The sequence below is a fragment of the Streptomyces sp. NPDC056452 genome (assembly GCF_042796085.1).
Classification (GTDB): domain Bacteria; phylum Actinomycetota; class Actinomycetes; order Streptomycetales; family Streptomycetaceae; genus Streptomyces.
On sequence record NZ_JBHTRI010000019.1, the window covers coordinates 109,054 to 135,464 of the forward strand.

Below are 26,411 nucleotides of genomic sequence, written 5' to 3' on the forward strand. Positions count from 1 at the left end.
AGTGGCGAACGCATTTCACGCGAGCGCATCTCCTGGGCTCCGGTCGGCGGGCTCCACGGGGCGGGCTCCCACCCGGATTCCGGCACGCGGCGGTGGACGATCGCGTACCGCGCCGGTGACCGGGAGGGCGCGCCGGATCACAGCACGTACCATTTCGGGCAACTGATCATCCGTACCTCGACCGAGGCGGTCCCATGTCCCGTGCGCGGTGGTGCTGCCTGACGGCAGTGCTCGCGGTCGTACTGGGGCTGCTCTGCGCACCCGCGGCGATGGCGGCCGGCACGGGCACCGGCACCGTTCAGGCCGTGGCCGCCGCCGGGAACACGGGCATACCGGGCTGCGACCGGAACGGCGACCACGACGGCACCGACCCCGTCCTCCCCGCCCGGACCCGCGCCCCGCACGACCAGGCGCCCGGCCCCGCCGCAGTGGGCCTGCCCGCCGCCACCGACCGGGCCCGGGCCCCGCTGCCGGTGCGGCTCGCCGTACGCGGTCCTCGTCCCGCCACACCCACACCCGTCGAGCTCTCCGTGCTGAGGGTGTAGGCGGACCCGCCTCCCCCTTTTCTTCCTCTCCCGCAGAACCCCCACGCACCAGCACGGAGTGCCGCATGCCCACGCCCACCCGCCCGACATCCAAGAAGCCGCTCGCCTTCGGCGCCGCCGTCGTCCTCGCCGCAGGGCTGCTCGGCTTCGTCTCCTACCGGGCCACCGCCCCCGACGGCACCCCCTCCGGCACCACCGCCGTCAGCACGACCTCGGAGCCGGACGCCGACATGTACGCGGAGCTGGCGGAACTCGCCCGGCGCGACGCGGGCGACAAGCTGGCCCAGGGCCGCACCGACGCCCCCGTCGTCCTCATCGAGTACGCCGACTTCAAGTGCGGCTACTGCGGAAAGTTCGCCCGTGACACGGAACCCGTACTGATCAAGAAGTACGTCGCCGACGGCACCCTGCGCATCGAGTGGCGCAACTTCCCGATCTTCGGCAAGGAGTCGGAGGCCGCCGCACGCGCCTCCTGGGCGGCCGGCCAGCAGGACCGTTTCTGGGCCTTCCACCGGGCCGCGTACGCCGAGGGCGCCAAGGAGAAGGGCTTCGGCAAGGACCGGCTCAGGGCCCTCGCCCAGCAGGCCGGGGTCAAGGACATCGACCGCTTCGTACGCGACACCGACAGCAAGGCCGCCGCGGACGCGGTCGGCAAGGACCAGGAACAGGCGTACGGGATCGGCGCCACGTCCACCCCGTCCTTCCTCATCAACGGCCGCCCCGTGGCCGGAGCCCAGCCGATGGCCGTCTTCACCCAGGCCATCGAAGCGGCAGCGGCCGAGGCCGCCAACGTGGGCAGCGCCGGGGACCCCGCGAAGTGACCCCGGGCATCGGATACTTCGCGGCCCTGCTCGGCGGGCTGCTCGCCCTGGTCAGCCCGTGCAGCGCCCTGCTGCTCCCCGCCTTCTTCGCCTACTCCCTCGACTCCGCCTCACGGCTCCTGGCACGCACCGGCATCTTCTACGCCGGCCTCGCCACCACCCTGGTACCGCTCGGTGCCGCCGGCTCGTACGCCGGACGGCTCTTCTACGGGCACCGCGACGCCCTGGTCCTCGGCGCGGGCTGGCTGATCATCGGCCTCGGCCTCGCGCAGATCGTGGGCCTGGGCTTCGCCTCCCGTCGGATCGCCGCCCTCAGCGGCCGGATCCGTCCCACGACCGCGCTGTCCGTCTACGCCCTCGGCGCGGTCTACGGGCTGGCCGGCTTCTGCGCGGGCCCGATCCTGGGCAGCGTCCTCACCGTGGCGGCCGTCAGCGGCAGCCCCGTGTACGGCGGACTGCTGCTCGCCGTCTACGCGCTGGGCATGGCCGTTCCGCTGTTCGTGCTCGCACTGCTCTGGGAACGCTTCGACCTCGGCCGCCGGGCCTGGCTGCGCGGCCGGACCCTGCGCGCCGGCCGCTTCGAACTGCACAGCACGTCCCTGCTCTCCGGCCTGTTCTTCATCGGGCTCGGGGCGCTCTTCCTCATGTACGACGGGACGACCGCGCTGCCCGGACTGCTGGACGTCGACGACTCGTTCGCCGTCGAGCAGTGGGCCCGGAACATCGGCCGACGGGTACCGGACGCAGTGGCGTTGGGAGCCGTGGCGTCGGTGGCGCTGCTGTTCCTCGGGGCGCAGGCGTGGCGGCGGCGCAACGGACGGAAGGAAGAGGAAGTGGCCTGACAACGGCGAAGGCCCCGTCCATCGGACGGGGCCTTCGGGTGGTGGCTGGGGCCGGGATCGAACCGGCGACCTATCGCTTTTCAGGCGATCGCTCGTACCAACTGAGCTACCCAGCCACGCAGCTCATACGGGCTGCAGCGGTCCTGACGGGATTTGAACCCGCGGCCTCCACCTTGACAGGGTGGCGAGCACTCCAAACTGCTCCACAGGACCAAGCAATGTGCGAGACAAGTCTCGCACACAGTAAAGCGTGCCCCCAACGGGATTCGAACCCGTGCTACCGCCTTGAAAGGGCGGCGTCCTGGGCCACTAGACGATGAGGGCTAAGGGCCCACCTGCGCGCTTTCCAGCGCGTCGGGGACGTGAGAAGCATATGGGATGCGGGGAGGTAACGCCAAAACGGTTTACGGGGAGGTGGGGGAGACGGTCGGGGAGGGCGAGGGACCGGCCAGGTTCTCCTCGGGGAGATGGCGGCTGACCTCGGCCGTCGTCAGGCCCAGGCCGCCCAGGGTGATCTCGTCCCAGGCCTGCAGGTGCCGCGTGGCGCGGTCCAGGTAGAGCACCGAGGCGCGCACCTTCTCCGGCTTCTCGTTCTGCACGGCGCGCAGCCCGCCGCCGCCCGTGGAGCCCTCGACCTTCAGCCGCGTACCGAGCTTCAGCAGTTCGTTCACCCGGTGGTGCACATGGCCGGCCAGGACGAGCGGAACCGTGCCGTCGGTCTGCCGCGCCGCGTTCGGGTCGTGGGCCACCGCGATGTCGGCCGGGGTGCCCGCCCGCTGCTGGTCGCGCAGCGCGGAGGCGAGCCGCATCCCCGCCAGCTCCTCGGCCGCCCTTCCGCCGGTGGGGCGTGAGCGGTCGGGGGTGAACTGGGGATCGCCGGTGCCCGCGATCCGCAGGCCGGCGACGTCCACGGCGCTGCCCTCGTCGAGGACGTGCACGTTCTTGAGGTTCTTCATATAGGCCTGGGTGACGGCGGAGTCGTGGTTGCCCCGCACCCACACGTAGGGCGCGCCGAGGTCGCGGATGGGGTCCAGGAAGCCGTTCTCGGCTGCGGTGCCGTGGTCCATCGTGTCGCCCGAGTCGATGATCACGTCGATCTCGTACTGCTCGACCAGCGAGCCGATGATGTGCCAGGAGGCGGGGTTGAGATGCACGTCGGAGACGTGCAGGACTCTGATGGTGGCGGGGTCCGGCGAGTACACCGGGAGCGTGGACGTGGCGTCGTACAGCTTGGTCACGTTGGTGACGAGCCGGGCCAGTTCCTGCTGGTAGACGTCGAATTCGGTGACGATCGAGCGGGCGTCACCGACGACCGAGGGGGCGCTGGAGAGCAGCCCGGAGAACTTGGGCTCCAGGACGGACTTCGGATTCCAGGTGGCGTACGCGCTGACGCCCGACGCGGCCAGGAGCGCCAGGGCGAGCCCTCCGGCGGCCAGTGCGCGGCGCGGCCGGCGGTAGACGGCGAGGCCGAGCGCGGTGGCTCCGGAGACGACGGCCACGCAGGAGCGGACGGCGAGCTCCCGGGTGCCGGTGGCGACGTCCTCGGTGACCTCGTCCTGGAGGCCGGAGAGGCGTTCGGGGTGCTTGACCAGGGCCTGGGAGCGCTCCGGATCCAGCTGGTCGACATCGACGTCGAGGCGGACCGGGGCGATGTGGGAGTTCAGCTCCAGGGCGCCGAGCGGCGACACGTTGATCTTGGTGCCGCCGCTGAGTGAGGGGCGCAGGGTCATGGTCGTGTCCATGGGGCCCACCGGCGTACGCACGCTGCCGACGATCAGCAGCCCCAGCCAGGCCCCCAGCACGACGACGGCGAGCAGTCCGAGCACACGCGTGTACGGGTGCGGGGCGGCGGCGAGCGTGCTGACGGGGGCGGTGGAGCGGGCGCGGTAGTGGTGCCGGATGCGGACGACTGCGGCGCGGAACGGGTCGCGGGCCATTGGGCCCGTATGCCCCGATCGGGCGCCGTACATGCGGACCGGTCGGGAGGGGTGGGCCGGGCGGGTGGCTGTCCGTCCGGTGAGGGCTGCCCGGTCCGGTCCGGTGCGGCCCGCCCGCCACGGCCGGTCGTACGTGACAATGGCGGGGTGCTGGAGATGACGCGCGAGGAGTTCGAAGAGCTGGTGAGTCTGGCTCTTGACCGGGTCCCGCCGGAGCTGATGCGGCTGATGGACAACGTCGCGGTGTTCGTCGAGGACGAACCGGAGCCCGGGGATCCCGATCTGCTGGGGCTCTACGAGGGGACGCCGCTCACCGATCGGGGTGAGTGGTACGCCGGGGTGCTGCCGGACCGGATCACCATCTATCGCGGGCCGACCCTGCGGATGTGCGAGTCGCGCGAGGACGTCGTCGCCGAGACGGAGATCACGGTGGTCCACGAGATCGCCCACCACTTCGGCATCGACGACGAGCGGCTGCACGCGCTGGGCTACGGGTGAGCGCACAGGAACCCGGTCGCCGGCCGATCATCGACCCGGACGTCGACCTCTCCGTACCCGCGCAGCGTCACGAGACCGCGGGGGCCGGCCGGTGGCAGGTCCCCGCGGTGATCGCGGCAGGAGGCGCGCTGGGCGCCACCGCCCGGTACGCGGCGTCCTTGGCCTGGCCGGCTGCCGAGGGGGCGTTCCCCTGGGCGGTCTTCGTCGTCAATGTGACGGGCTGTGCCCTGATCGGGGTGCTGATGGTGCTGGTCGCCGAACGGGGGACGGTCACGCATCCGCTGGTGCGGCCGTTCCTGGGGGTCGGGGTGCTCGGCGGATTCACCACCTTCTCGACGTACGCCGCCGACGTGTCGAAGCTGCTGGTGCGTCAGGAGGTGCTCGTGGCGATGGCGTACGCGCTGTCGACGGTCGTGGCGGCGCTCGGAGCGGTGTGGGGGGCGGCGGCGCTCACGCGGGTCCTGGTGGACGGGCGGGGGCGGGCCTCGTGAACTGGCTGCTGGTCGTCATCGGGGGTGCCGTCGGCGCGCCGTTGCGCTATCTGACGGACCGTGCGGTGCAGGCCCGGCACGGGGCGGGGCTGCCGTATGTGTTCCCGTGGGGGACCTTCACCGTCAACGCGGCGGGCAGCCTGCTGCTCGGGGTGCTGACGGGGGCCGCAGTATCCGCACATACGTACGCCCTGCTGGGTACGGGGCTGTGCGGGGCGCTGACGACGTACTCGACGTTCTCGTACGAGACGCTGCGGCTGGCCGAGACCGGCCGGGGCTTTCTGGCGGCGGCCAATGTGGTGGCGTCCCTGCTGGTGGGCCTCGGGGCCGTGTTCCTGGGGGCGGAACTCGCCGGGGGCTCCGCGGGCTTCGCGGGCGCGGGGGGCTTCGGCGGCTGACCCGGGAGCGCCCGGGGGCGGTGTGCGGGTGTTGTGTCCGTGCGTGTCCCCGGCGGGGTCGGGGGAGTTGGACACAGCGCCCCCCGACCTGTCCCTGCTCCGCAGTCTCCCGCCCCGGAGGTGCCACCCCGTGCGCCAGTTGTCCGCCCCTGTCCGTTGGGCAGCCGTCACCGCGCTGACGATCGCCGCGTCCACAGGCTGTATGAGCGTCGGTGAGGACGCCGGGAAGCCGGCTCCGTCCCGCCCGGCAGGCCAGAAGGGGGCGTCGGCCGAACCGGGCGGTGACACCGCGCCCGGCTCGGGCAGGGCCGGCTTCGGCGGCGGAGGCCACGCCGGGGCGCAGTCCGAGCGGGACGCCGCCCGCAAGGCGTCCCCGGGTGCCTCCGGCGCAGCCCCGTCGGCGACGCCGGGGGATTCCCGTCCGGTACCCGGCCCCGGTACCCCCGCGCCGTCCGGGGGCGGGCACCTGCCCACCCCGGAGCCCAGCGCCCCGGGACCCGGCGAACCGCCGCCCCCGCCGGTGGTTCCGGAGGACCCTCCGCCCGCTCCCGATCCGGAGCCCTCACAGCCCCCGGAGCAGCCCTCCGCCTCGCCCGCCGCGCACTCCCGAAACGATGCGACGGGTGCGCGCGACCGGGTGGAGGTGTGGCCCACTCCGGAGGTATCACCGCAGGTCGCGCCGGTGTGAGGGGGCTCGGTTTGCGCAATGTGGGGGAGGGTGCGTATGGTAGTAGATCGTTTGATCCCATTGCCCGGCGCCGACACAGAAGAGCGCCGTGTGGCGCGTACTCTCCCTTGCCGTGGCTGGACCGCATTGAGGCGGTCGAAATTGCGAAAACACGGAGTTACGGGCGCGTGCCGAGACTCCGGAAGGTTTCGCATTTCGCATGTCAATTTCCAGTTCTGACCACACCGTCATGCCCGAGAACGTCGAGAACAACGAGCTCGTGGAGCTCGCCGAGGCCGTAGTGGCCGCGGCTCCCGAGGCCGCTGTGGCCGTCGTGGACGCTCCCGCCGAGGTCCAGGCCCCGGCCGACGACGCCGAGCTCTCCGACGAGGCCGCAGAGGCCGTCGAGGACGCCGCCGACGCCGAGCCGACCATCACGTTCGCCTCGCTCGGACTGCCCGACGGCATCGTCCGCAAGCTCGCGCAGAACGGTGTGACCGCCCCCTTCCCGATCCAGGCGGCGACCATCCCGGACGCCCTGGCCGGCAAGGACATCCTCGGCCGCGGCCGTACCGGCTCCGGCAAGACGCTCTCCTTCGGTCTGCCGACCCTGGCCTCGCTGGCCGGCGGTCACACCGAGAAGAAGAAGCCCCGCGCGATCATCCTCACGCCGACCCGTGAGCTCGCGATGCAGGTCGCCGACGCACTGCAGCCCTACGGCGACGTCCTCGGCCTGAAGATGAAGGTCGTCTGCGGCGGTACGTCGATGAGCAACCAGATCTACGCGCTGGAGCGCGGTGTCGACGTCCTCGTCGCCACCCCGGGCCGTCTGCGCGACATCATCAACCGCGGCGCCTGCTCGCTCGCCAACGTCCAGGTCGCCGTCCTCGACGAGGCCGACCAGATGTCGGACCTGGGCTTCCTGCCCGAGGTCACCGAGCTGCTCGACCAGATCCCCGGCGGCGGCCAGCGCATGCTCTTCTCCGCCACCATGGAGAACGAGATCGGCACGCTCGTCAAGCGCTACCTGAGCAACCCGGTCACCCACGAGGTCGACAGCGCCCAGGGCAACGTCTCGACCATGTCGCACCACGTCCTCGTCGTGAAGCCGAAGGACAAGGCGCCGGTCACCTCCGCGATCGCCGCCCGTAAGGGCCGCACGATCATCTTCGTCCGCACCCAGCTGGGCGCCGACCGTATCGCCGAGCAGCTCATCGAGTCCGGCGTGAAGGCGGACGCGCTGCACGGCGGTATGACGCAGGGTGCCCGTACCCGTGTGCTCGAGGACTTCAAGAAGGGCCTCGTCAACGCCCTGGTCGCCACCGACGTCGCCGCCCGCGGCATCCACGTCGACGGCATCGACCTGGTCCTGAACGTGGACCCGGCCGGCGACCACAAGGACTACCTGCACCGCTCGGGCCGTACCGCCCGTGCCGGCAAGTCCGGTGTCGTCGTCTCGCTGGCGCTGCCGCACCAGCGTCGCCAGATCTTCCGCCTCATGGAGGACGCGGGCGTCGACGCCTCGCGTCACATCGTGCAGGGCGCGGGCGTCTTCGAGCCGGAGGTCGCCGAGATCACCGGTGCCCGTTCGCTGACCGAGGTCCAGGCCGACTCCGCGAACAACGCGGCCAAGCAGGCCGAGCGCGAGGCAGCCGACCTCACCAAGCAGCTGGAGCGCATCCAGCGCCGTGCCGTCGAGCTGCGCGAGGAGGCCGACCGCCTGGTCGCCCGTGCCGCCCGTGAGCGCGGGGACGACCCCGAGGCAGCGGTGGCCGAGGTCGCCGCCGAGGCCGAGGCCGCTCTGCTGGCCGCCGCGGCCGTGCCGGAGCAGTCCGCTCCCCGCGAGGACCGTCGTGACGACCGCGGCAACTACGGCCGTCGTGACGACCGTGGTGGCGACCGCGGTGGGTACCGCGGCAGCAACGACCGTGTCGGCGAGCGCAGTGGCCGTCCGTCCGGTGCGAACGGCTACCGCGGCAGCAGCGACCGTCCGTCCTTCCGCGGAAGCAACGACCGTCGTGAGGACCGTCCCGTGGGCGGCGGCTTCCGCTCCGGTGGCGGCGACCGTCGTGACGACCGTGGCGGCCGTTCCTTCGAGCGTCGTGACAACGACCGCCCGGCGTTCAACCGTGACCGTCGTGACGAGCGTCCCTCGGGCGGCTTCCGCTCCGGTGGCGGCGACCGTCGTGACGACCGTGGCGGCCGTTCTTTCGAGCGTCGTGACAACGACCGCCCGGCGTTCAACCGCGACAACGACCGCCCGGCGTTCAACCGCGACCGTCGTGACGACCGCCCCTCGGGTGGCTTCCGCTCCGGCAGCAGCGACCGTCCGGTCAACCGTGACCGCCGCGACGACCGTCCCTCGAGCGGCTTCCGCTCCGGTGGCGGCGACCGTCCGGCCGGCCACCGCGGTGGCACCGGCACGGGTACCGGCACCGGTACCTTCGGCCGCCGCGACGACAAGCCGCGCTGGAAGCGCAACGGCTGACCGTCGCTGACCGACTGATCCATCCGCAGGGCCCGTACGACACTCCGGTGTCGTACGGGCCCTGCGGTGTTGAACGGGTTCGAAAATCCTCTCGATTTCTGTGAAGATCCTGTTAGGATCCGTCCACTCGCGTGGGGGGCTACGTGCCGGGGGGCAGGCCCGAGCGTCCAAGTGCGCCCGGAAGCCGTCCAGTTCCAGTGACAGCTTTTCCTTCCTCCTCCATGCCTGCGTGCTCATCAGTCCAGGGGAGGAACCCGAGTGGCCCACCGTGCCCTCAGCTCCGGCGTCATCGCCGCATCGCTCGTACTGTCCGTCACCGCGGGCCTGCCGACGCCGGCCGCGGCCACGCCGCGGGCGGTACAGAACGCCGTCCCGGCCGCGACGGCCGCAGCGGCCGACCCCGTGGTGGTGCCGGCCACGCTGCGCAGCACCGTGCAGTCCTTCAACCTCGTCTCCACCGGCGGTGCCCGTGAGGCCGACGCCGTCGGTGAACTGGGCGTCTTCAACCGCCCGTCCGCCAATTCCGGCTACCGCTGGACGCGTTTCTCCGACGGTGCCCACGTTTCGGCGGGCCCGACGGGCAGTGGCATCCTCATGAAGGTGTACGGGACCGGTACCGACACGATCGCCTATCAGTGGGCGGACGAGGTCGAGCTGCGCGACATGGTGGCGGGCACCACGACGTTCGTGCCGATTCCCGAGGGGCTCACCTTCGCCGGCGTCTACGGGCACACGGTCGTTGCCGTGAAGCTGGTGACCACGGAAGCCGACGGGACGACCAGCACGACGGCCACCGAGGCACACCTCCTCGACATACGGGCCGACGGGACGACGCGGGACCGTACGGTCACCGGCCTCCCCGAGGGCGCCAGATACGCGGGGGCGGCCCAGACAGCCGCGACAGGCGACGAGAGCGGCGTCCTGCTGCGCTACGTGCACGACGGGGTCGCCAAGATGGCGATGGTCGACTTCGGAACCGCGCACATGGCCGGCAGCTCCGCCCGCATACAGGGGACCGCGCCCGGTTACCTCCTGACACCCCGGTACGTGGTCTGGTACTCGTACGGCGCCGACTCGACGATCAGCGTGGTTCCCCGGTCCGACATCGGTGCCACTCCGAGGGTCCTCACCGCACCGGCGCCCACCGAGCGCAGCGGCTACCACCTCGCTGTCGTCGGCGACTGGCTGCTGCACAACAAGGGGAGCGTCTCCTTGATGGCCACACCGCTCGACGGCGGTCCCTCACGTCAGCTGCTCGCTAAGGCCAGGACGGAGATCGCGGCTGCCCAGGACGGTTCCGCCGTGGTCGTCGGCGGAGCCACCGGCTATGCGTCGGACACCACGTGGGGGGTGTACCGCATCGTCGAGGGTCAGGACGGGGTGCCCGAGCCGACCCGTGTGATCGACCTTGCCGCACTGCCGATGGACCTGGAGGGAATCGGCCTGTCGGCGGGCAGGCTGACCGCCGTGACCCGTCCGACAACGCTCCGTAATGGCACGGAGCGAGAGCTCGCGGTCCAGGGAACCCCCTCCTACGGACCCGCGTCCGGGTCGTCCATCTCGTTCGTGAGCGAATGCGGACCCGAGGATCCCGACTGTCACGCCATCCACGGCACCGGCGACGGCAAGCCGGTGGTACTGATCCGGCTGGAGTCGGGCGCCGGCGACGAGATACGGGAACGCGGGAGTTCGGTCCGCACAGGGCTGTCCGGTGGAACGCTCACGGACACCGACGGCGACTACGCCGTCTATACGCATGCCGCGTCGAACCAGCAGATCGTCTACCGGTTGGGCGGTCAGAAGATCCTGACCCGGAGCCCCGTGGCGTCCGCCCTGTGGGCCGGCACGTTGTGGAGCGCGGGTACGAAGCCGGGCACGGTGACCTCGTACGACCTGGCGACGCGCCGGACGACGGCGACGGTCGACCTCGGATCGGGCTGCGCACCCAGCGAACTCCAGGCACTGGGTCGCTGGTTGTACTGGACGTGCGGACCTTCCGGCGGCGCCGGGGTCCTCGACCGTACGACGGGGAAGTCGCTGGCCGTACCTGTCGGAGAAGCGCTGCTGGGGGACGGCTATCTCGTACGCCACGACAAGGCGGCCGGAAAGCTGGAGCTGACCGATCTGGTGTCCTCGGTGGCGGCCGGGTCCGCCAGGAGCCGCGTCGTCGCGGACCTGCCCGCGACCGCGAATCCGCAGCGGCGGGTGGAGTGGACGGTCGACAAGTACGGCGGGCACCTCGCCCACGTGGATGCGGGGCAGCAGGTGCACATCGTGCCGACCGGGGTGCCGACCCAGCCACTGTCTGCCCAGAACGAGTCGTGGACGGGGCAGCCCGGCGTCTTCTCGGGCCCCTGGACGTACAACGGGAAGCTCTCCAAGCCCGCCTCGTCGTGGAAAGCGGTCTTCACGGACCGGCGGACCGGGAAGACCGTCCGCACCGTCACGGGCGGCGAGGTGCGGGGCGACCTCTACGGGGTGTGGGACGGCCGGACCGATGCAGGCCCGCTCGCCGTCAACGGCCCCTACAGCTGGACGCTGACCGTCCAGCCGGCCGACGGCCACGGTGCGGCGCTGGTCCGTAGCGGTGGGATCGCCCTGACTCAGGGCGCCGCGGCCTGGCGGGACTACGGCCGGGACGGACTCGGCGATCTATTCGTCGTCAAGGACGAAGGCATGCTCGGGTTCCGCGACGGAAAGCTGCCCGGCACGGTCGGCCCGCTCACCGGCATGTGGTGGAGCGACGGCCAGGCCGGGAACCGAGTCCTTCCGATGGGCGATCTCGTCGGTGACGGGTGCAACGACTACCTGGCCGCGAGGGACGACGGCACCCTGGTGCGGACCGACGGCGCATGTGACGACCGTGTCGACGACGAGCCCGTGCAGATCGGTGTCGGCTGGAAGACGTACGACATGTTCGCCCCCGGTGACATCAACGGCGACCGGATCCCGGACCTGCTGGCCCGCCAGCAGTCCACCGGCTACCTCTTCCTGTACCCGGGCGACGGCAAGGGCAGGCTGAAGGCCCGTACCCAGATCGGGGTCGGCTGGAAGGGGCTCACGGTCGTGGGAGCCGGCGATCTCACCGGTGACGGCTTCGGCGACCTGCTCGTACGCGACAGCGCCGGGGTGCTGTGGCGCTATGCCGGAACGGGCACGGGCAGGGTCGCGCCCAAGGTGCGGATCGGCCCCGGCTGGCAGGCGTACAACGCGCTCGCGGCCGTCGGTGACATCACGGGCGACGGCAGGAACGACCTGCTCGCCAGGGACAAGGCCGGGGTGCTCTGGCGGTACAACGGCACGGGGACGGGCTCGTTCACGGCGCGGGCCAAGGTGGGGCCGGGCTGGAACACCTACTCCGCGATCTTCTAGCGGGCAACGGGTGGGGTGAGGGGTGCATGCTGTGCCCCCGGTGAGGGCATCGCTGGGGGCATGACAAACGACGAAGCAGCAGTCACGAAGCCCCCGCCCGATGTCTCATCGGGTCCCTCCGCCCCCACCACGGACGAGGAGCGGCTGGCCCAGCTGGGCTACACCCAGGTGCTCGCGCGCCGGATGTCCGCCTTCTCCAACTACGCCGTCTCGTTCACGATCATCTCCGTGCTCTCCGGCTGCCTGACGCTGTACCTGTTCGGCATGAACACCGGCGGCCCGGCCGTCATCACCTGGGGCTGGGTCGGCGTCGGCCTGATGACGCTGTTCGTCGGCCTGGCGATGGCGGAGATCTGTTCGGCGTACCCGACGTCCGCGGGCCTGTACTTCTGGGCCCACCGCCTCGCCCCACCGCGCTCGGCGGCGGCATGGGCGTGGTTCGCAGGCTGGTTCAACGTGCTCGGCCAGGTCGCCGTCACCGCAGGGATCGACTTCGGGGCGGCGTCCTTCCTCGGGGCGTACCTGAACCTCCAGTTCGGCTTCGAGATCACGCCCGGACGCACGATCCTGCTGTTCGCCGCGATCCTCGTCCTGCACGGACTGCTGAACACCTTCGGCGTCGGGATCGTCGCCGTCCTGAACAACATCAGCGTCTGGTGGCACGTCGTCGGTGTCGCCGTCATCGTCGGCGCTCTCACCTTCGTACCGGACTCGCACCAGTCGACGTCGTTCGTCTTCACCGAGTTCGTCAACAACACCGGCTGGGGCAGCGGCTTCTACGTGGTGATGATCGGCCTGCTGATGGCCCAGTACACCTTCACCGGGTACGACGCCTCCGCCCATATGACGGAGGAGACCCACGACGCGGCCGTGGCGGGCCCGCGCGGCATCGTGCAGTCCATCTGGACCTCCTGGATCGCCGGCTTCGTGCTGCTGCTCGGTTTCACCTTCGCCATCCAGTCGTACGACGGCGCCCTGAGCTCCCCGACCGGGGCCCCGCCCGCCCAGATCCTCCTGGACGCGCTCGGCGCCACCACCGGAAAACTCCTGCTGCTCGTCGTCATCGGCGCCCAACTGTTCTGCGGCATGGCCTCGGTCACCGCCAACAGCCGCATGATCTACGCGTTCTCGCGCGACGGCGCCCTGCCCTTCTCCCGTGTCTGGCACACGGTCAGCCCCCGTACCCGCACCCCCGTCGCGGCGGTCTGGCTGGCGGCGCTCGGCGCGCTGGCGCTAGGGCTCCCGTACCTGATCAACGTCACCGCGTACGCCGCGGTGACGTCCATCGCGGTCATCGGCCTCTACATCGCCTACGTCATCCCCACGCTGCTCCGCCTGCTGCGCGGCGACGACTTCATCCGGGGCCCCTGGCACCTTGGCCGCTGGTCCCGCCCCATCGGCATCGTCGCGGTGGCCTGGGTCGCCGTGATCACGGTGCTGTTCATGCTGCCCCAGGTGTCCCCCGTCACCTGGGAGACCTTCAACTACGCCCCGCTGGCCGTCCTGGTGGTGCTCGGCTTCGCAGCCACCTGGTGGCTGGTGTCGGCCCGCCACTGGTTCCTCAAACAGCCCGATCCCGACCACAAGGCCACGATCAAGGACGAAACGGAAGGCTGATTCCCCAGGCCCCGGCGCGACAGGGCCCGGCACCCGATACCCGATCGGCTGCCGGGCCCGGGCGGGCTATGCTCGGGGGGTGATCGCTCAGGGGCCGTTAGCTCAATTGGTCAGAGCAGCGGACTTTTAATCCGTTGGTTGTGGGTTCGAGTCCCACACGGCCTACGCGACGCAGGGAGGGGAAGCCCCCTCTGGACTGCAGCTCAGCGCCTCGACCGGCTTCGGCCGGTCGGGGCGCCTCGTGTTTCTCGACCACTCGACCACTCGTCCACGCTGCCGGAGCGGGCCTCGGAGTGGCCCAGAGGTCCGGCCGGCTGTCGAAGTCGAAGGCGACCTCCCGAAGCGCCACTCCTACGCCTTCACAGAGACACCGCATGTGCGGTGTTGCGGCGAACGTGACGAGGAGGAGAGGAGCCACGACTGCGGCAAGGGTTGCGGGATCGACGCCCCGTACCCGGCAGCAATCGAGTGATCTTGCTCATATTCTCGTCAATGGATTGCCCTGAAAGTGCCAATCATTGGCGAATTGACCTCCTCTCGCCAAGGGGCGAATCTCCTTACATCTCCCGAGATGGCATCAATGTCCCACTCATAGCTAAAGCTCGATGTGGTCCGCTACCGGTAGGTTCCATCCGGCTCGGGTCTCGAGGGGCCGGGTTGTGAAGATCGATGCGGTCTGGGGAGAGTCGGGGGGTGGGGCTGCGTGAAGCGGCGTCGGATATGGGTGACGGCGGCTACGGCCGTTGCGGGGCTGGCCGGAGTGCTTGTCTTCCAAGGAGTCACCGGCAGCACGGGCAATGGTGTCCAGCCGGATGGAACACCGGGCCCCGTCAAGGCCCGGGCCAACACGGAGCAGTTGGCGACGAGCGGCGACGGCCGGTCCGCCACCCTGGAGCAGCGGGACGCGGAGCCGTTCAGCATGCTGGGGGTGACGTGGACCGATCCGGCAGCGCACGTCCCTGGTGCGGTAGAGGTGCGTACGCGGTCGGTCGGGTCGGGGCAGTGGTCGCGCTGGCTGCGCCTGGACGGCGACAGCGGTCAGGGCGAAAACGGTGCTGCACGCGGCGGCACCGAGCCGGTATGGGTGGGCCCCTCCGACGGTGTCGAGGCCCGCGTGCGTTCGGGCGGGTCGACTTCGGAGCTCCCCGCGGGCCTGCGTCTGGACATGGTCGACCCTGGCAGCGGCAAGGTCACGGGCATGGAACCTGCGGCGTTCGCCGTCGAGGAGACCGATGAGCCCTTGCCCACCGACTCGCCGTCGGACTCCGGTGAGCCGACGCAGAGCACGACCGAGCCCTCCGCTCCGGCGAGCAGCGAGCCGCCCACCGAACCTTCCGTGAGCGAGCCGCCGGCAGCTTCGGAAACCCCCAGCGACTCACCGTCGCCGTCCGTCCCGGCTTCCGAAACCGTGAGCCCCACGCCGACGGTGACGGTGCCGCCCGCGCCGCCCTCCACCGCGCCGCAGCCGCCGGTCACCTCCCGTGCCGGCTGGGGTGCGGACGAGTCGATCAGCCCGGAGGACCCGGGCTACCTGCCCGGTGAGAAGGTCAAGGCTGTCGTGGTGCACCACACCGCCGAGTCCAACACCTACACCTGCGAGCAGGGTCCGGCGGTCGTGCGCGGCATCTACGCCTACCACGTGAAGCAACTCGGCTGGAAAGACCTCGGATACAACTTCCTCGTCGACAAGTGCGGCCAGATCTACGAGGGGCGCAAGGGCGGCATCGACAGGCCCGTGATGGGCGCGCACGCCTACGGATTCAACGCCGAGACGACCGGTATCTCCGTACTCGGCACCTACACCGATGCCGCTCCGCCGCAGGCCGCGATGGTCTCGGTGGCCCGTATCGCGGCGTGGAAGCTCGGCCAGTACGGCGTGAACCCCGCCGGTACGACGACACTCACCGCGGGCGACAGCGGCCGTAACTACTTCGGCAAGTCCTGGGCCAAGGGCGACCAGCTGGCCTTCCCGGTCATCCACGGTCATCGGGACGGCTACAACACTCAGTGCCCCGGCAACGCCCTCTACACCCAGCTCAGCACCATCCGCTCCTGGGCGGCCGGCCCGGTCACGGGTCTGGCGATCAAGTCCGTCACCGGTTCGGTTCTGTCCGGGACGACGTACTACGCCAAGGCCGCGGTCACCGTGAACTGGTCGGCCACCACGCCGGCTTCGCTGATCTCGAAGTTCGAGCTGCTCGTCGACGGCAAGGTGGCGGCCACCGCGGCCGGTACCGCGACCTCCGCAAAGGCGACCCTCGCCGTGGGCAGCCACAAGGTCACCGTCCGCGCGGTCCACCAGTCGGGCACGACCGCCACGACAGCGGCCGCGACCGTCGTGGCGGATGCCACCGTCCCCACGTTCACCGCCAAGCCCTCCCTCTCCCTGCGCACCGGCACCGTCGGTACCACCGCCGTCCCGCTCGCCCTGAGCTGGAAGGCAACCGACGGCGCCGCGCTGAAGGAGGTCCGGCTGACCGCCCCCGTGGCCAGGACGTACGGCCCGACCACCTACAGCGCCGCCCACACCGCGAAGTCCGCAGCGGCCACCGCCTGGAGGATGACGGCCTACGACCGAGCCGGAAACACCGCCTCCGCCTCCGTCACGGGCACCCCGGTGATCCTGCAGGAGTCCTCCGCAGCCAGGTCCGGCACCTGGGCCACCAAGTCCTCCACCAGCTACCTCGGCGGCAGGTCCTACTCCAGCTCCACCAGGAACGCGAGCCTGACCTGGACCTTCACCGGCAAGTCGGCGGCCTGGGTGGTCTCCCGTGCCTCCACCTCCGGCCAGGCGTACGTCTACGTCGACGGCGTCAAGACCGCCACCGTCGACCTGAAGTCCTCCACCACCAAGTACCGCGACGCGATCTGGACCAAGACGTGGACCACAAGCGCCAAACACACGATCAAGATCGTCGTCGTCGGCACGAGCGGTCGCCCGGCCGTCACCACTGACGGCCTCGTCTACCTCAAGTAGCTGTTCCCGCAAGGCCTGCTCCTCAGCGCCCCGATCGGCTTCGGCCGGTCGGGGCGCTTCGTCCTTCCCGGCGCCTCGCCCGACGTTCCCGCAAGCCCGCACCTCCGTCGGGCCTGCGGGAACTTCTTTTGTCCAGTGCATTGACGGCGGCACCGGGCCGACTTACCTTCATCGCGTTGTTCTTCGTATGTCATATATGAGACGCGATACAGGAGATCTGAGACCCGCGACAGACCGCCCCTCCGATTTCCCCGACGGCGCCCCGAGCGCGTCCCGTACGGCTTCGGCCCGCGGCGGACCCGCTCGCCCCGGGGATCCCTGACAGTGAGCACTCAGAGAAGAGAGCCGACCCATGAGCAAGTCCCGCAGCCGCCGCCTCGCCTCCGCGATCTCCCTGGTTTCCGCCTTGGCCCTGACCGCCACTGCCTGCGGTGACGACGGCAGCGGAATGACCGGAGCGACGGGAAGCGAAGGCAAGGGCACCGGACACATCGTCTTCTGGGACGAGAACGGAGGGGTCCGTACGGCGGTCTGGAAGGAGATCATCGCCGACTTCGAGAAGGCCAACCCGGGGCTCGACGTGGAGTATGTGGGCCTTGCCTCCACCGAGGCGCAGTCCAAGTACGACACCGCCATCCAGGGCGGCGGTCTGCCGGACGTCGGTGGTGTGGGGGCGGCGATGGTCGCAGGCATCGCGGCGCAGGACGCGCTGGAGCCGCTGGACGAGCGGCTGGGGAAGAGCAGCCTCAGCGGCAAGCTCAACGAGGCGATGATCGAGAACGTGAAGGCCGCAGGTGGCCGGGACGCGATGTACACGGTGCCGATCTCCGCCACCAACGGCGTCCTCTACTACCGCACCGACCTGTTCAAGAAGGCGGGCCTGGGCGAGCCCGGCACCTGGGACGAGTTCTACAAGGCCGCCGCGAAACTGACGGACAAGAAGAAGAACGTCTTCGGGTACACGATCCGCGGCGGCCCCGGCTCCATCGCCCAGGCGCTGGACGCGATGTACGGGCAGTCCGGCATCGACTCCTTCTGGGACGCGGCCGGGGAGAAGACCACGGTCGACGACCCGAAGAACGTCGCGGCGCTGGAGAAGTACGTCGGCCTGTACAGGAAGGCCACTCCCGAGGCCGACCTCAACAACGACTTCACCAAGATGGTCGCCCAGTTCGACTCCGGCGACATCGGCATGCTCAACCACAACCTGGGCTCCTACCAGGACCATGTGAGCACGCTGGGCGCCGACAGGTTCCGCGGCATCCCGCAGCCCGAACTGGCCGACGGAACCCGGGTGATGGTCTCCAACCCGGTCTCCGGCCTGGCCCTGTTCAAGTCGTCCGAGAACAAGGCGGCGGCCTGGAAGTTCATCGAGTACGCCGCCTCCCACGCGGCGAACTCCAAGTTCAGCGAGTCGGCGGGCCTGATACCCGCCAACGAGGAAGCCGCCAAGGACCCCTGGATCGACACGTCCGAGACCACGAAGCTCGGCGCCGAGGCGCTGTTCTCCGGCAACACGAAGATCGTCCAGCTGCCGTACTACCTGCCCGACTGGAACACCCTGTCCAAGGCGGACAGCGAGCCGAACTTCCAGAAGGTGCTGCTCGGCAAGATGAGCGCCGAGGAGTTCCTGGGCTCCCTGGCCGAGCGGCTCGACGAGGCCCAGGCGGAGTGGAAGCAGCAGCAGGGCAGTTGACGCCCGGCCACCGGCCACGGCAGGGCGCCCCGCCACGAGGGTGAGCGGGGCGCCGTCGTTCCCGTCAGTCGTCCAGGACCGTCAGGTCGAGGGCGCGCAGCCTTTGTGGGTCGGAGAGTACGTCGATGGCGGCGATCCGGCCGTCCGTGACGGTGAAGCCCATGACCGACAGCGGCTTCCCGTGCGCGGCGACCACGACCCCTGCCGCTCCGTTGACCAGCGCGGGCCGGGCGAACGGGGACAGCTGTCCGAAGGTGAGTGCCTGCGAGGCCACGGTGTGCGCCCCGGTGAGGACGGCCGTGTGGCGGGCCTGGGCGCCTCCGCCGTCGGACCGCAGGACGACATCGGGGTCCAGCACCGCGACGAGCCGTCCGGTCTGCCGTGGACGGTGCTGCGTGCCGCCCAGTTCCACGACCTGACCCTGACCGTCGTGCGGAAGACGGGAATGCTGCCCGTGGTTCCCGTCCCCGGCGGGCTCAGGCTCCAGCCCGTCGATCCGCGCGACGTGGCTGCCCGGCTCGTAGAACTGGCACTCGGCGCTCCGGCCGGCCGGGTGCCCGACCTGACGGGGCCCACGGTGTACGACATGTCCGCCCTGATCCGCGGCTATCTGCGGGCGCGGGGCAAGCGCCGGATGACGGTGACCGTCCGGATGCCCGGAAAGGCGGGCCGCGCCTACCGTGCCGGCGAGAACCTGTCCCTCGAAGGGGCCGATACGGGCACGCGGACGTGGGAGGACTTCCTGGCGGTGCGCGTGGGCCGGTCCTAGTCGAGGCCTTCCGCCCGCAGTGCGTACATCAGGAGGAAGGTCCGGTAGGTGTCGGCGGACACGTCCAGGCAGATGTCGGGCCGGAGGGTGGCGGTCGACGTGTTGTCGAGGGCACGCTGACAGGCCGCTTCGGTCTCGGCCTCGGACGGGATGTTCGAGAGGTACGCGGCGAGCAGGAGGGCCGCTCCGAGGGCGACGACGGCGATTCGGATGCGCATGGTCTTCCAACGACCGTGCGGTCCGGCCGGTCACTCGGGCCCGTTGCCCACGGGGCCCTGCCGATCAGCCGGCCCCGTCGCTCACCGGGCCCCGACGCTCGTCCGGCCCCTTGGGCCGCCCGGCCCGTCGCTCACTCGGGTTCGTCGAGGAGCGGCGGCAGATCGGGCTCGATGAACAGGCCCGCGTACTGCGGAGAGGGAAGGGGAGCAGCCGTGCCCGGGGCGGCGAGCTGCGCGCCCGTGTCCGCGGCCGTGCCGTTGGAGTGCCGCTGCGTCGTGCGTGCGGGCATGTCGGTCATGGAGTGTCCTGTACGTAGGTGTGCGGTGAGAGCCCCGTGACCGAGCCGATGGTGTGATGCCGGACTGGTCCCGACCGGTACGACGACGATGTGCCGCTTCCGGTGTCGCGCCGCTCCGGGGGCGGCCGGATCATCATGCGGTGCATGCAGACTGTAACCCTCGGAGCACGGCTTTCCCTCTGTATTGCCGTGGTCGGCGTGAGGGTCAGTGACCCGGGTTGGGCTCGATGTTCTGGTTTGCGTGGAAGAGGTTGTGCGGGTCGTAGGCCTGCTTGACCTCCGCGAGCCTGTCGTAGTGGCCGCGGTAGGTGGCCCGGACCCGGTCCGGGGACTCGCCCGCGCCGATGAAGTTCACGTACGAGCCGCCCATGGAATGCGGGTGCAGCGCGTCCCAGTAGTCCACGGCCCACTGCCGCAGCGCCTCCGCGTTGTCCGGGTCGGGGTCGATGCCGGCGATGACGCCGGACCATACGGCGTCGCGGTAGGCCCAGGCCGTGTCGTCGGCCCCGACCCGGCCCGCGGCCCCGTCGACGGGGTACAGGTGCATGGTCGACAGACCGGTGGGGAGTGCCTCCGCGTACCTGGCGTGTACGTCGACGGCGTCGTCCGTGATCCGGTCGAAGAAGGCGCCGCGCCAGTACCACTGGAGGCCCGTGGGGATCAGTTCGTCGAACATGGCCTGCAGCGCCGGGTAGGGCATCGGCGCCGTGAAGTGGAAGGCGGGTTTGCCCGGTTCGTTCACGGCCGCGAGGGTCTCGTCCAGGGCGTCCGGGTCCGCCGTCGAGGACCAGACGACGCCGCACACCTTCTGGCCGTGGAGCTCCTCCGGGAACGGGGGCGCGGGCGGGACGGTCATCGACGCGAAGAAGCCGTACAGGTCGTCGGGCGCCTGCGGAAGGAACTCGCGGTACCACCGCAGTACGTCGGGGAGGAGGTCCAGCGGCCACACGGTGATGCCGACACCCACCGTGTCCACGGGGTGCAGCTCGAAGTCGAACGACGTCACGATGCCGAAGTTCCCGCCGCCGCCGCGCAGTGCCCAGAACAGGTCGGCGTTCTCGCTGGCGTTCGTCGTGACGAAGCCGCCGTCGGCCAGGACTACGTCGGCGGACACCAGATTGTCCGCCGTGAGGCCGTACTTGCGGGTGAGGTAGCCGTGTCCGCCGCCGAGGGTGAGGCCCCCGACGCCCGTGGTGGACATGATGCCCGCCGGGGTGCCGAGGCCGAACGCGTGGGCGGCGTGGTCGAGGTCGCCGAGCTTCGCCCCGCCGTCGACCTGCGCGGTCTGGGTGGCCGGGTCGACGCGCACGCCGCGCATCGGCGACAGGTCGATCGTGACGGCGTCGTCGACGAGGCAGAGACCGGGGCCGCTGTGTCCGCCGCCCATCACCGCCACTTCGAGTCCGTGCGTGCGCACGAAGTCGACGGCTGCCATGACGTCGGCGGTGTCATGGCACCGGACCACGGCCGCAGGTCTCCGGTCGATCATGGCGTTGTAGATCGTGCGGGCCTGTGTGTACTCCGGGTCGTCCGGGCCGATGACGGGGCCGCGCAGTTCGGTCCGCATCGTTTCGAGTGTGGTGCCGTCCATGACCGTCTCCTTGCCGAAGCGTGTGCCGTACCCGCCCGGTCCGCCTGTGCCGGGCCTTCGGTGCGGGTGTGCGCCGGCGCTCCGGCAACCTCGGTCGCTGACGGAAGCGGACACCGCAGGACTGATAGGTCCAGCGTCCCGCCGCTGACGGAGCCGCGCACTCCGGCCCGCCCGTGCCCACGGGGGCATACGCACCCTCCCGCCGATGGGCCGCGTGTTCCGTGGGGGCCGCGGGCACCGGCAGTCCGGGCGGTGCCGGAGCCGGTGGCGGGGGGTCGCGGCGGTAAATGGTCAGGAGCTCGTCCCGGATGGCGTAGTGTTGCACTCACAACGACGCGGGGTGGAGCAGCTCGGTAGCTCGCTGGGCTCATAACCCAGAGGTCGCAGGTTCAAATCCTGTCCCCGCTACTGAAAGACAGAGGCCCGGATCCTTTCGAGGATCCGGGCCTCTGTCGTATGCCCGCGTCCGCCACGGCTGCCGTGCTTGACCTTGACGCAACGTAAAGATCTAGCGTTCTCGGCATGGAGTGGTCCATCCAGGAAATCGCCAGAAGAGCCGGCACCACGAGCCGCACGCTCCGGCACTACGGAGATCTCGGTCTCCTCGCGCCGAGCCGGATCGGGTCCAACGGCTACCGCTACTACGACCAGGACGCCCTCGTCCGGCTGCAGCGCATTCTGCTGCTGCGGGAGCTGGGTCTCTCGCTGCCCGCCATCAAGGACGTACTCGAGGGGCAGCGGGACACGTCGGTGGCGCTCCGGGCCCATCTGCGACTGCTGGAGCAGGAGCGGGAGCGCATCGGGCGGCAGATCGCCTCGGTGCGGACCACTCTCCACAAGACCGAGGAGGGAAGAGAGCTCATGGCCGAGGAAGTGTTCGACGGCTTCGATCACACGGTGTACGAGCAGGAGGTCACCGAGCGCTGGGGCCGGGACGCGTACGAGAAGGGCGACCGGTGGTGGCGTTCGCTGAGCCGGGCGGAGCGTGACAGTTTCCAGGCCGCGCACGAGGCCATCGCCCGTGACTACGGGCAGGCCAGGGCCGCGGGCATGGACCCGGGCAGCGAGCCGGTGCAGGACATCGCGCGGCGGCACTGCGAGTGGCTGTCGGTGACCGCGACGCCCACCCGGTCGCACGTGATCGGCCTCGGCGAGATGTACGTCGCCGATCCCCGCTTCGGGAAGAACTACGATCGGTACGGGGACGGCACCGCCGTCTTCGTACGGGATGCACTGACGATCTACGCGCAGCGCAGGCTCTCCGACTGACCATCGGGGCGCGGCGCTCGGGCGCTCCTCCCTTTGGCCGACGACGAGTCGCCGCACGGCGCGGCTCCGGCCAGCCTGGGTGGAGCGCGGTACCGTCCGCAGCCGTGGACGGACCGGGCAGGAGTGCACAGGTGGGGAAGCGGGAGAGGCGGCGGCGCGGAGCTGCTGGAGGTGCCCGTACCCGGCGGTTCGTACGTCTGCTGCCCGCCCTGATGATCGCGGCCGGGCTGGTCTTCGACCTCTCTACCCCGCCCGAGGTCAGTGCCGTCCCCCTGTTCGCGGCGGCTCCGCTGATCGCCGCACCGTTCTTCTCGCTGGCGAGCACGATCCGTACGGCTGCGGCCGCCATCCTGACGGTCCTGGCCATCCGGTTGTACGACGACACGATCTCGGACGTCGCCCCGGTCACCGAGCTGATCACCCTGTTCACCGTTTCCGTGCTCGCCCTCGTCATCAACGGTGTCGTCCGGCGGAGCAACGACCAGCTGGCCTCTGCCCGGGTCATCGCGGAGACCGCGATGCGCGCGGTGCTCCCGACGCCGGACGACCGGATCGGCGGGCTGCTGGTCGCGGCGCGTTACGAGGCGGCGCAGGCGGACGAGTTCGTCGGCGGTGACCTGTTCGCCGTCGCGGACACCCCGCACGGGGTGCGGCTGGTCGTCGGGGACGTACGGGGCAAGGGGCTGGCCGCCGTGGAGGCGGTGGCCGTGGTGATCGGGGCGTTCCGGGAGGCCGCCGAGCAGGAGCTGTCGCTGGAGGGTGTGGCGCAGCGGCTGGAGCGGGCGCTGGCGCGGGAGGGGACGCGGCGCGGCGGGCTCGACTCCATGGAGGGGTTCGTCACTGCCGTGCTCGCCGAGATCCCGGCGGGGTCGGGCAGGTTGCGGATCGTCAACCGCGGCCACCCCGAGCCGATCCTGCTGCACGCGGACGGGGCGCTCGATGTGCTGGCGCCGACCGTGCCCGCGCTGCCGATCGGGATGGGCCTGGGGGCGTGGCCGGACCGGTCGGACGAGTGGGAGCTGCCTGCCGGGGCGACGCTCCTGGTGTTCACGGACGGCCTCTCCGAGGCGCGGGACGCGGACGGGGTCTTCTACGACCCGGCGGCCCGGCTGCGCGGCCGTATCTTCCCGGGGCCCGACGAACTGCTCTCGGCGCTCACCGACGACGTACGGCTGCACACGAAGGGCCGTGCCGTGGACGACATGGCGCTCCTCGCGATCGGCCGGCCCGCCCGGGGGCAGCCGGAGCGGCGGACGACTGTGAAGATCGTGGGGCGGGGCGATGGATGAGTGGTTACCACGGTGCGTAGTCGAAGGGCACCGCTCCGCATAACATTTGACGCAACGTCAGAAACTGGTGCCCTTACCGGGAATACTCAACTCGCCCGTTTCGGACCGTTAATCCCCTGAAAGTCCATGCCGAAGCCGTGAATGATCAACGGGAACAGCTTGGAATCGGACCCGGGTGTCTATTAACGTTCGATAACGCAGCGCGGTTGTCCCAGTCGTCGCAAGAGGCGGCACCGTGCGCGAGCGCCGAATTCCGCAAGGAAACCGGGGAACCACCTACATGGGGTGAATCGGACACCTGTGTCTCGTAAGAGACGGAGATGCCCGTAGGAGACCTTCCTGCTCCGAACCCGTCAGCTAACCCGGTAGGCGAGAAGGAAGGAAAGGAGTGCGCCCACGTGGCGTCCAATCAGCCTGCCCCCGAGGCCCCGTCAGCCTTCAGGTCCGACAGCTTCGGTGACGAGGGCAGGACGTGGGAGGAATGGAACCCCACCGAGGAGTCCATCCGTCCCGTACGCGGCAGGCACCGTGTAGCCAAGCAGCGCGGCCTCGCCCGTAGCTCCACCGTCCTCGGTGTCGGCGTCATCGCGGCCGTCGGCGCGGGTGGCATGGCCACTGCGCAGAGCAAGCCGCCGGTCTCTATTTCTCTTCCCGATTCCATCGCGGACAATCTCCCCGACGCCAAGTCCCTGCCCGGCGTGAGCGCGTTCATGTCGGACGACTCGGCGGACAACGGCACGGTCGCCGCGTCCTCCCCGCTCACCACCGCCGGCATCACGGCCGCCGAGGCCGAGCAGGGCACGAGCAACGCCGGTGAGGCGCTGCGCGCCCGCATCCTCCAGCAGGCCGAGCAGCAGCAGGCCGGAGCCGAGGCCGAGGCCAAGGCAGCGGAGGAGAAGGCGGCGGCCGAGGCGGCCGCAGCCGCAGCCGCGGAGCAGCAGAGCGAGGCCGAGGCGAAGGCCGCCGCGGAGAAGAAGGCGGCGGAAGCCGCGGCGAAGAAGAAGGCCGAGGCCGAGCGCCTCGCCAAGCTCGCCGCCAGCTACGCCCTCCCGACGTCCTCGTACACGATCACCTCGACCTTCGGCCAGGCCGGTTCGATGTGGTCCTCCGGCTACCACACCGGTCTCGACTTCGCGGCGCCGACCGGCACCCCGATCAAGGCCGTGCACGGCGGCACGGTGAAGTCGGCGGGCTGGTCGGGTTCGTACGGCTACCACACCGTCATCGAGCTCGACGACGGTACGGAGATCTCGTACAGCCACCAGTCCTCGATGGACGTCACCGCCGGCCAGCGGGTCACCACCGGTGAGACCATCGGCCGCGTCGGTGCCACCGGCAATGTGACCGGCCCTCACCTCCACCTGGAGGTCCACACCGCGGACGGCTCGGGCATCGACCCGATGAGCTGGCTGCGCAGCAAGGGTCTCTCCATCTGAGGTCTCCCGGTCCGAGGGCTCCGCGGCACTGCCGCCGAGCCCTCGCCGGTGCTCCGCGGTGCTGCCGTCGAGCCTTCGCCGTTCCTGAGCCGAGCGTTCGCGCCGGCGGACGGCCCATCCGAACCCCGGCGGACGCCCCCTGAACTCCGGCGGCCCTGGCGCACCCCCCCGACGTCAGGGCTGCCGGTCTGCCCGTGGACCGCCTCCATCGGAATAGTCGCCTGAGCGGACTGGTTTGTTCCAGGTATGACTTCACTCCGCACACTCGGTTCCTCGAGCCTCCAGGTCTTCCCGCTCGCTCTCGGCGGCAACGTCTTCGGCTGGACGGCCGATGAGGACGGGTCCTTCGCCGTCCTGGACGCGTACGCCGCGGCCGGCGGCAACTTCATCGACACGGCCGACTCGTACTCCGCCTGGGCCCCGGGCAACGAGGGCGGCGAGTCAGAGACGCTCGTCGGCAAGTGGCTGGCGTCGCGCTCCAACCGCTCCGACATCGTCGTCGCCACCAAGGTCGGCGCCCACCCCGAGTTCAAGGGGCTCGCCGGCGCGACCATCAAGGGCGCCGCCGAGGCCTCGCTGCGCCGGCTCGGCACCGATCACATCGACCTCTACTACACGCACTTCGACGACGAGACCGTCCCCGTGGAGGAGATCGTCACCGCGCTCGACCAGTTGGTGAAGGACGGCAAGGTGCGCGAGATCGCCGCCTCCAACATCAGCCCCGAGCGCCTCCGGGCCTCCCTGGAATTCTCCGAGCGCGAGGGCCTCGCCCGCTATGTCGCGCTGCAGCCGCACTACAACCTCGTCTCGCGCGACACCTACGAGGGCGAGCTCCAGGACACGGCGGCCGATGCGGGCCTCGCCGCCGTCCCGTACTTCGCGCTGGCCTCGGGCTTCCTCACCGGAAAGTACCGGCCCGGCACGACGGTCGACAGCGCACGGGCCGACGGCGCGGCCAGGCACCTGGAGTCGGAACGCGGCCGCAAGGTGCTCGCCGCACTCGACAGGGTGGCCCAGGAGCACGACGCGGAGATCGCCACGGTCGCGCTCGCCTGGCTGGCCGCCCGGCCGACCGTCGCCGCGCCGATCGCGTCCGCCCGCACGGTCGGGCAGCTGCCCGCACTGGTGGCGGTGGCTGACCTGCGGCTGACCGACAAGGACCTGGCGGACCTCACCGAAGCGTCCGCCTGA

General features: G+C 70.6%; 21 protein-coding genes, 5 tRNA genes, 1 pseudogene and 1 riboswitch. Of the genes and pseudogenes, 19 read left to right on the forward strand and 8 right to left on the reverse strand.

Features of this window, described 5'->3' with window-relative positions; genetic code table 11:
- The first annotated feature begins 194 nt into the window (after window positions 1-194).
- The 3 genes from ACFQ6X_RS20000 (at window position 195) to ACFQ6X_RS20010 (ending at window position 2,208) form a co-directional block, all read left to right on the forward strand.
- Window positions 195-545 (forward strand): hypothetical protein, encoded by a 351-nt coding sequence (locus tag ACFQ6X_RS20000; RefSeq protein ID WP_383183177.1) that lies wholly within the window; start codon window positions 195-197, stop codon window positions 543-545.
- A gap of 65 nt (window positions 546-610) precedes the next feature.
- The gene (locus ACFQ6X_RS20005) at window positions 611-1,366 is read left to right on the forward strand and encodes a DsbA family protein (RefSeq protein WP_383183179.1); all 756 of its coding nucleotides are present in this window, start codon (window positions 611-613) and stop codon (window positions 1,364-1,366) included.
- On the forward strand, window positions 1,363-2,208 hold the full coding sequence (locus ACFQ6X_RS20010) for a cytochrome c biogenesis CcdA family protein (RefSeq protein WP_383183181.1): 846 nt from the start codon (window positions 1,363-1,365) through the stop codon (window positions 2,206-2,208). The genes ACFQ6X_RS20005 and ACFQ6X_RS20010 overlap by 4 nt, the downstream gene beginning before the upstream one ends.
- Window positions 2,209-2,247: 39 nt before the next feature.
- Here the strand turns inward: ACFQ6X_RS20010 and ACFQ6X_RS20015 are convergent.
- The 4 genes from ACFQ6X_RS20015 to ACFQ6X_RS20030 form a co-directional block, all read right to left on the reverse strand.
- Window positions 2,248-2,324, reverse strand: a tRNA-Phe gene (locus tag ACFQ6X_RS20015).
- A gap of 22 nt (window positions 2,325-2,346) precedes the next feature.
- Window positions 2,347-2,421 (reverse strand) — tRNA-Asp (locus ACFQ6X_RS20020).
- Window positions 2,422-2,459: 38 nt separating this feature from the next.
- Window positions 2,460-2,532, reverse strand: a tRNA-Glu gene (locus tag ACFQ6X_RS20025).
- Between the two features lie 80 nt (window positions 2,533-2,612).
- Window positions 2,613-4,145 carry a metallophosphoesterase gene (locus ACFQ6X_RS20030; protein ID WP_383183183.1) on the reverse strand — a complete coding sequence of 511 codons (1,533 nt, stop codon included), beginning with the start codon at window positions 4,143-4,145 and terminating at the stop codon, window positions 2,613-2,615.
- Window positions 4,146-4,292: 147 nt separating this feature from the next.
- Between ACFQ6X_RS20030 and ACFQ6X_RS20035 the strand changes: the two genes are divergently transcribed.
- The 10 genes from ACFQ6X_RS20035 (at window position 4,293) to ACFQ6X_RS20080 (ending at window position 18,349) form a co-directional block, all read left to right on the forward strand.
- Window positions 4,293-4,643, forward strand: a complete 351-nt coding sequence (locus ACFQ6X_RS20035; protein WP_329208828.1) for a metallopeptidase family protein — start codon at window positions 4,293-4,295, stop codon at window positions 4,641-4,643.
- Complete coding sequence (locus tag ACFQ6X_RS20040) at window positions 4,640-5,134, forward strand: fluoride efflux transporter FluC (RefSeq protein WP_383183185.1); 495 nt, start codon at window positions 4,640-4,642, stop codon at window positions 5,132-5,134. Before ACFQ6X_RS20035 ends, ACFQ6X_RS20040 begins: the two co-directional genes overlap by 4 nt.
- Window positions 5,131-5,532 (forward strand): fluoride efflux transporter FluC, encoded by a 402-nt coding sequence (locus tag ACFQ6X_RS20045; RefSeq protein ID WP_383183187.1) that lies wholly within the window; start codon window positions 5,131-5,133, stop codon window positions 5,530-5,532. The genes ACFQ6X_RS20040 and ACFQ6X_RS20045 overlap by 4 nt, the downstream gene beginning before the upstream one ends.
- Before the next feature lie 130 nt (window positions 5,533-5,662).
- Window positions 5,663-6,220, forward strand: a complete 558-nt coding sequence (locus ACFQ6X_RS20050; RefSeq protein ID WP_383183189.1) for a hypothetical protein — start codon at window positions 5,663-5,665, stop codon at window positions 6,218-6,220.
- 199 nt (window positions 6,221-6,419) lie between these two features.
- Window positions 6,420-8,687, forward strand: a complete 2,268-nt coding sequence (locus ACFQ6X_RS20055) for a DEAD/DEAH box helicase (RefSeq protein ID WP_383183191.1) — start codon at window positions 6,420-6,422, stop codon at window positions 8,685-8,687.
- 258 nt (window positions 8,688-8,945) lie between these two features.
- Window positions 8,946-12,059: an FG-GAP-like repeat-containing protein gene (locus ACFQ6X_RS20060; protein ID WP_383183193.1), complete on the forward strand. Its 3,114-nt coding sequence runs from the start codon at window positions 8,946-8,948 to the stop codon at window positions 12,057-12,059.
- A 60-nt stretch (window positions 12,060-12,119) separates the two neighbouring features.
- Entirely contained in the window at window positions 12,120-13,676 is a 1,557-nt protein-coding gene (locus ACFQ6X_RS20065; RefSeq protein ID WP_383183195.1) for an amino acid permease, read from the forward strand.
- Window positions 13,677-13,767: 91 nt separating this feature from the next.
- Window positions 13,768-13,841, forward strand: a tRNA-Lys gene (locus ACFQ6X_RS20070).
- 586 nt (window positions 13,842-14,427) lie between these two features.
- The gene (locus ACFQ6X_RS20075; RefSeq protein WP_383183240.1) at window positions 14,428-16,653 is read left to right on the forward strand and encodes an N-acetylmuramoyl-L-alanine amidase; all 2,226 of its coding nucleotides are present in this window, start codon (window positions 14,428-14,430) and stop codon (window positions 16,651-16,653) included.
- Between the two features lie 352 nt (window positions 16,654-17,005).
- Window positions 17,006-18,349, forward strand: coding sequence for an ABC transporter substrate-binding protein (locus ACFQ6X_RS20080; protein ID WP_383183197.1), 1,344 nt, complete (start codon window positions 17,006-17,008; stop codon window positions 18,347-18,349).
- Between the two features lie 64 nt (window positions 18,350-18,413).
- Here ACFQ6X_RS20080 and ACFQ6X_RS20085 read toward each other — a convergent pair whose 3' ends face one another.
- The gene (locus tag ACFQ6X_RS20085; protein WP_383183198.1) at window positions 18,414-18,623 is read right to left on the reverse strand and encodes a hypothetical protein; all 210 of its coding nucleotides are present in this window, start codon (window positions 18,621-18,623) and stop codon (window positions 18,414-18,416) included.
- A gap of 96 nt (window positions 18,624-18,719) precedes the next feature.
- On the opposite strand from ACFQ6X_RS20085, the pseudogene ACFQ6X_RS20090 reads away from it, so the two are divergent.
- Window positions 18,720-19,118 (forward strand): annotated as a pseudogene (locus ACFQ6X_RS20090) (SDR family oxidoreductase); the annotation flags it as partial.
- Here the strand turns inward: ACFQ6X_RS20090 and ACFQ6X_RS20095 are convergent.
- The 3 genes from ACFQ6X_RS20095 to ACFQ6X_RS20105 form a co-directional block, all read right to left on the reverse strand.
- Window positions 19,115-19,336: a hypothetical protein gene (locus tag ACFQ6X_RS20095; RefSeq protein ID WP_329208818.1), complete on the reverse strand. Its 222-nt coding sequence runs from the start codon at window positions 19,334-19,336 to the stop codon at window positions 19,115-19,117. The pseudogene ACFQ6X_RS20090 and the gene ACFQ6X_RS20095 overlap by 4 nt on opposite strands.
- Before the next feature lie 131 nt (window positions 19,337-19,467).
- On the reverse strand, window positions 19,468-19,635 hold the full coding sequence (locus tag ACFQ6X_RS20100) for a hypothetical protein (RefSeq protein ID WP_356423651.1): 168 nt from the start codon (window positions 19,633-19,635) through the stop codon (window positions 19,468-19,470).
- Window positions 19,636-19,840: 205 nt separating this feature from the next.
- Entirely contained in the window at window positions 19,841-21,226 is a 1,386-nt protein-coding gene (locus ACFQ6X_RS20105; protein WP_383183201.1) for an FAD-binding oxidoreductase, read from the reverse strand.
- A 334-nt stretch (window positions 21,227-21,560) separates the two neighbouring features.
- On the opposite strand from ACFQ6X_RS20105, the gene ACFQ6X_RS20110 reads away from it, so the two are divergent.
- The 5 genes from ACFQ6X_RS20110 to ACFQ6X_RS20130 all read left to right on the forward strand — a co-directional run bounded on the left by ACFQ6X_RS20110 (window position 21,561) and on the right by ACFQ6X_RS20130 (window position 26,411).
- Window positions 21,561-21,634 (forward strand) — tRNA-Met (locus tag ACFQ6X_RS20110).
- A gap of 114 nt (window positions 21,635-21,748) precedes the next feature.
- Complete coding sequence (locus ACFQ6X_RS20115; RefSeq protein ID WP_383183203.1) at window positions 21,749-22,495, forward strand: MerR family transcriptional regulator; 747 nt, start codon at window positions 21,749-21,751, stop codon at window positions 22,493-22,495.
- Between the two features lie 131 nt (window positions 22,496-22,626).
- Window positions 22,627-23,784: a PP2C family protein-serine/threonine phosphatase gene (locus ACFQ6X_RS20120; RefSeq protein WP_383183205.1), complete on the forward strand. Its 1,158-nt coding sequence runs from the start codon at window positions 22,627-22,629 to the stop codon at window positions 23,782-23,784.
- A 234-nt stretch (window positions 23,785-24,018) separates the two neighbouring features.
- Window positions 24,019-24,171, forward strand: a riboswitch (cyclic di-AMP (ydaO/yuaA leader).
- An 11-nt stretch (window positions 24,172-24,182) separates the two neighbouring features.
- On the forward strand, window positions 24,183-25,220 hold the full coding sequence (locus ACFQ6X_RS20125) for a M23 family metallopeptidase (RefSeq protein WP_383183207.1): 1,038 nt from the start codon (window positions 24,183-24,185) through the stop codon (window positions 25,218-25,220).
- 246 nt (window positions 25,221-25,466) lie between these two features.
- Entirely contained in the window at window positions 25,467-26,411 is a 945-nt protein-coding gene (locus ACFQ6X_RS20130; protein WP_383183208.1) for an aldo/keto reductase, read from the forward strand.

Excerpts from the sequence above, each read along its gene's own strand:
- ACFQ6X_RS20000 (WP_383183177.1), top strand. The coding sequence starts at position 195 with ATGTCCCGTGCGCGGTGGTGCTGCCTGACGGCAGTGCTCGCGGTCGTA.
- ACFQ6X_RS20005 (WP_383183179.1), top strand. The coding sequence starts at position 611 with ATGCCCACGCCCACCCGCCCGACATCCAAGAAGCCGCTCGCCTTCGGC.
- ACFQ6X_RS20030 (WP_383183183.1), bottom strand. The coding sequence starts at position 4,145 with ATGGCCCGCGACCCGTTCCGCGCCGCAGTCGTCCGCATCCGGCACCAC.
- ACFQ6X_RS20055 (WP_383183191.1), top strand. The coding sequence starts at position 6,420 with ATGTCAATTTCCAGTTCTGACCACACCGTCATGCCCGAGAACGTCGAG.
- ACFQ6X_RS20065 (WP_383183195.1), top strand. The coding sequence starts at position 12,120 with ATGACAAACGACGAAGCAGCAGTCACGAAGCCCCCGCCCGATGTCTCA.
- ACFQ6X_RS20080 (WP_383183197.1), top strand. The coding sequence starts at position 17,006 with ATGAGCAAGTCCCGCAGCCGCCGCCTCGCCTCCGCGATCTCCCTGGTT.
- ACFQ6X_RS20095 (WP_329208818.1), bottom strand. The coding sequence starts at position 19,336 with ATGCGCATCCGAATCGCCGTCGTCGCCCTCGGAGCGGCCCTCCTGCTC.
- ACFQ6X_RS20100 (WP_356423651.1), bottom strand. The coding sequence starts at position 19,635 with ATGACCGACATGCCCGCACGCACGACGCAGCGGCACTCCAACGGCACG.
- ACFQ6X_RS20105 (WP_383183201.1), bottom strand. The coding sequence starts at position 21,226 with ATGGACGGCACCACACTCGAAACGATGCGGACCGAACTGCGCGGCCCC.
- ACFQ6X_RS20115 (WP_383183203.1), top strand. The coding sequence starts at position 21,749 with ATGGAGTGGTCCATCCAGGAAATCGCCAGAAGAGCCGGCACCACGAGC.
- ACFQ6X_RS20130 (WP_383183208.1), top strand. The coding sequence starts at position 25,467 with ATGACTTCACTCCGCACACTCGGTTCCTCGAGCCTCCAGGTCTTCCCG.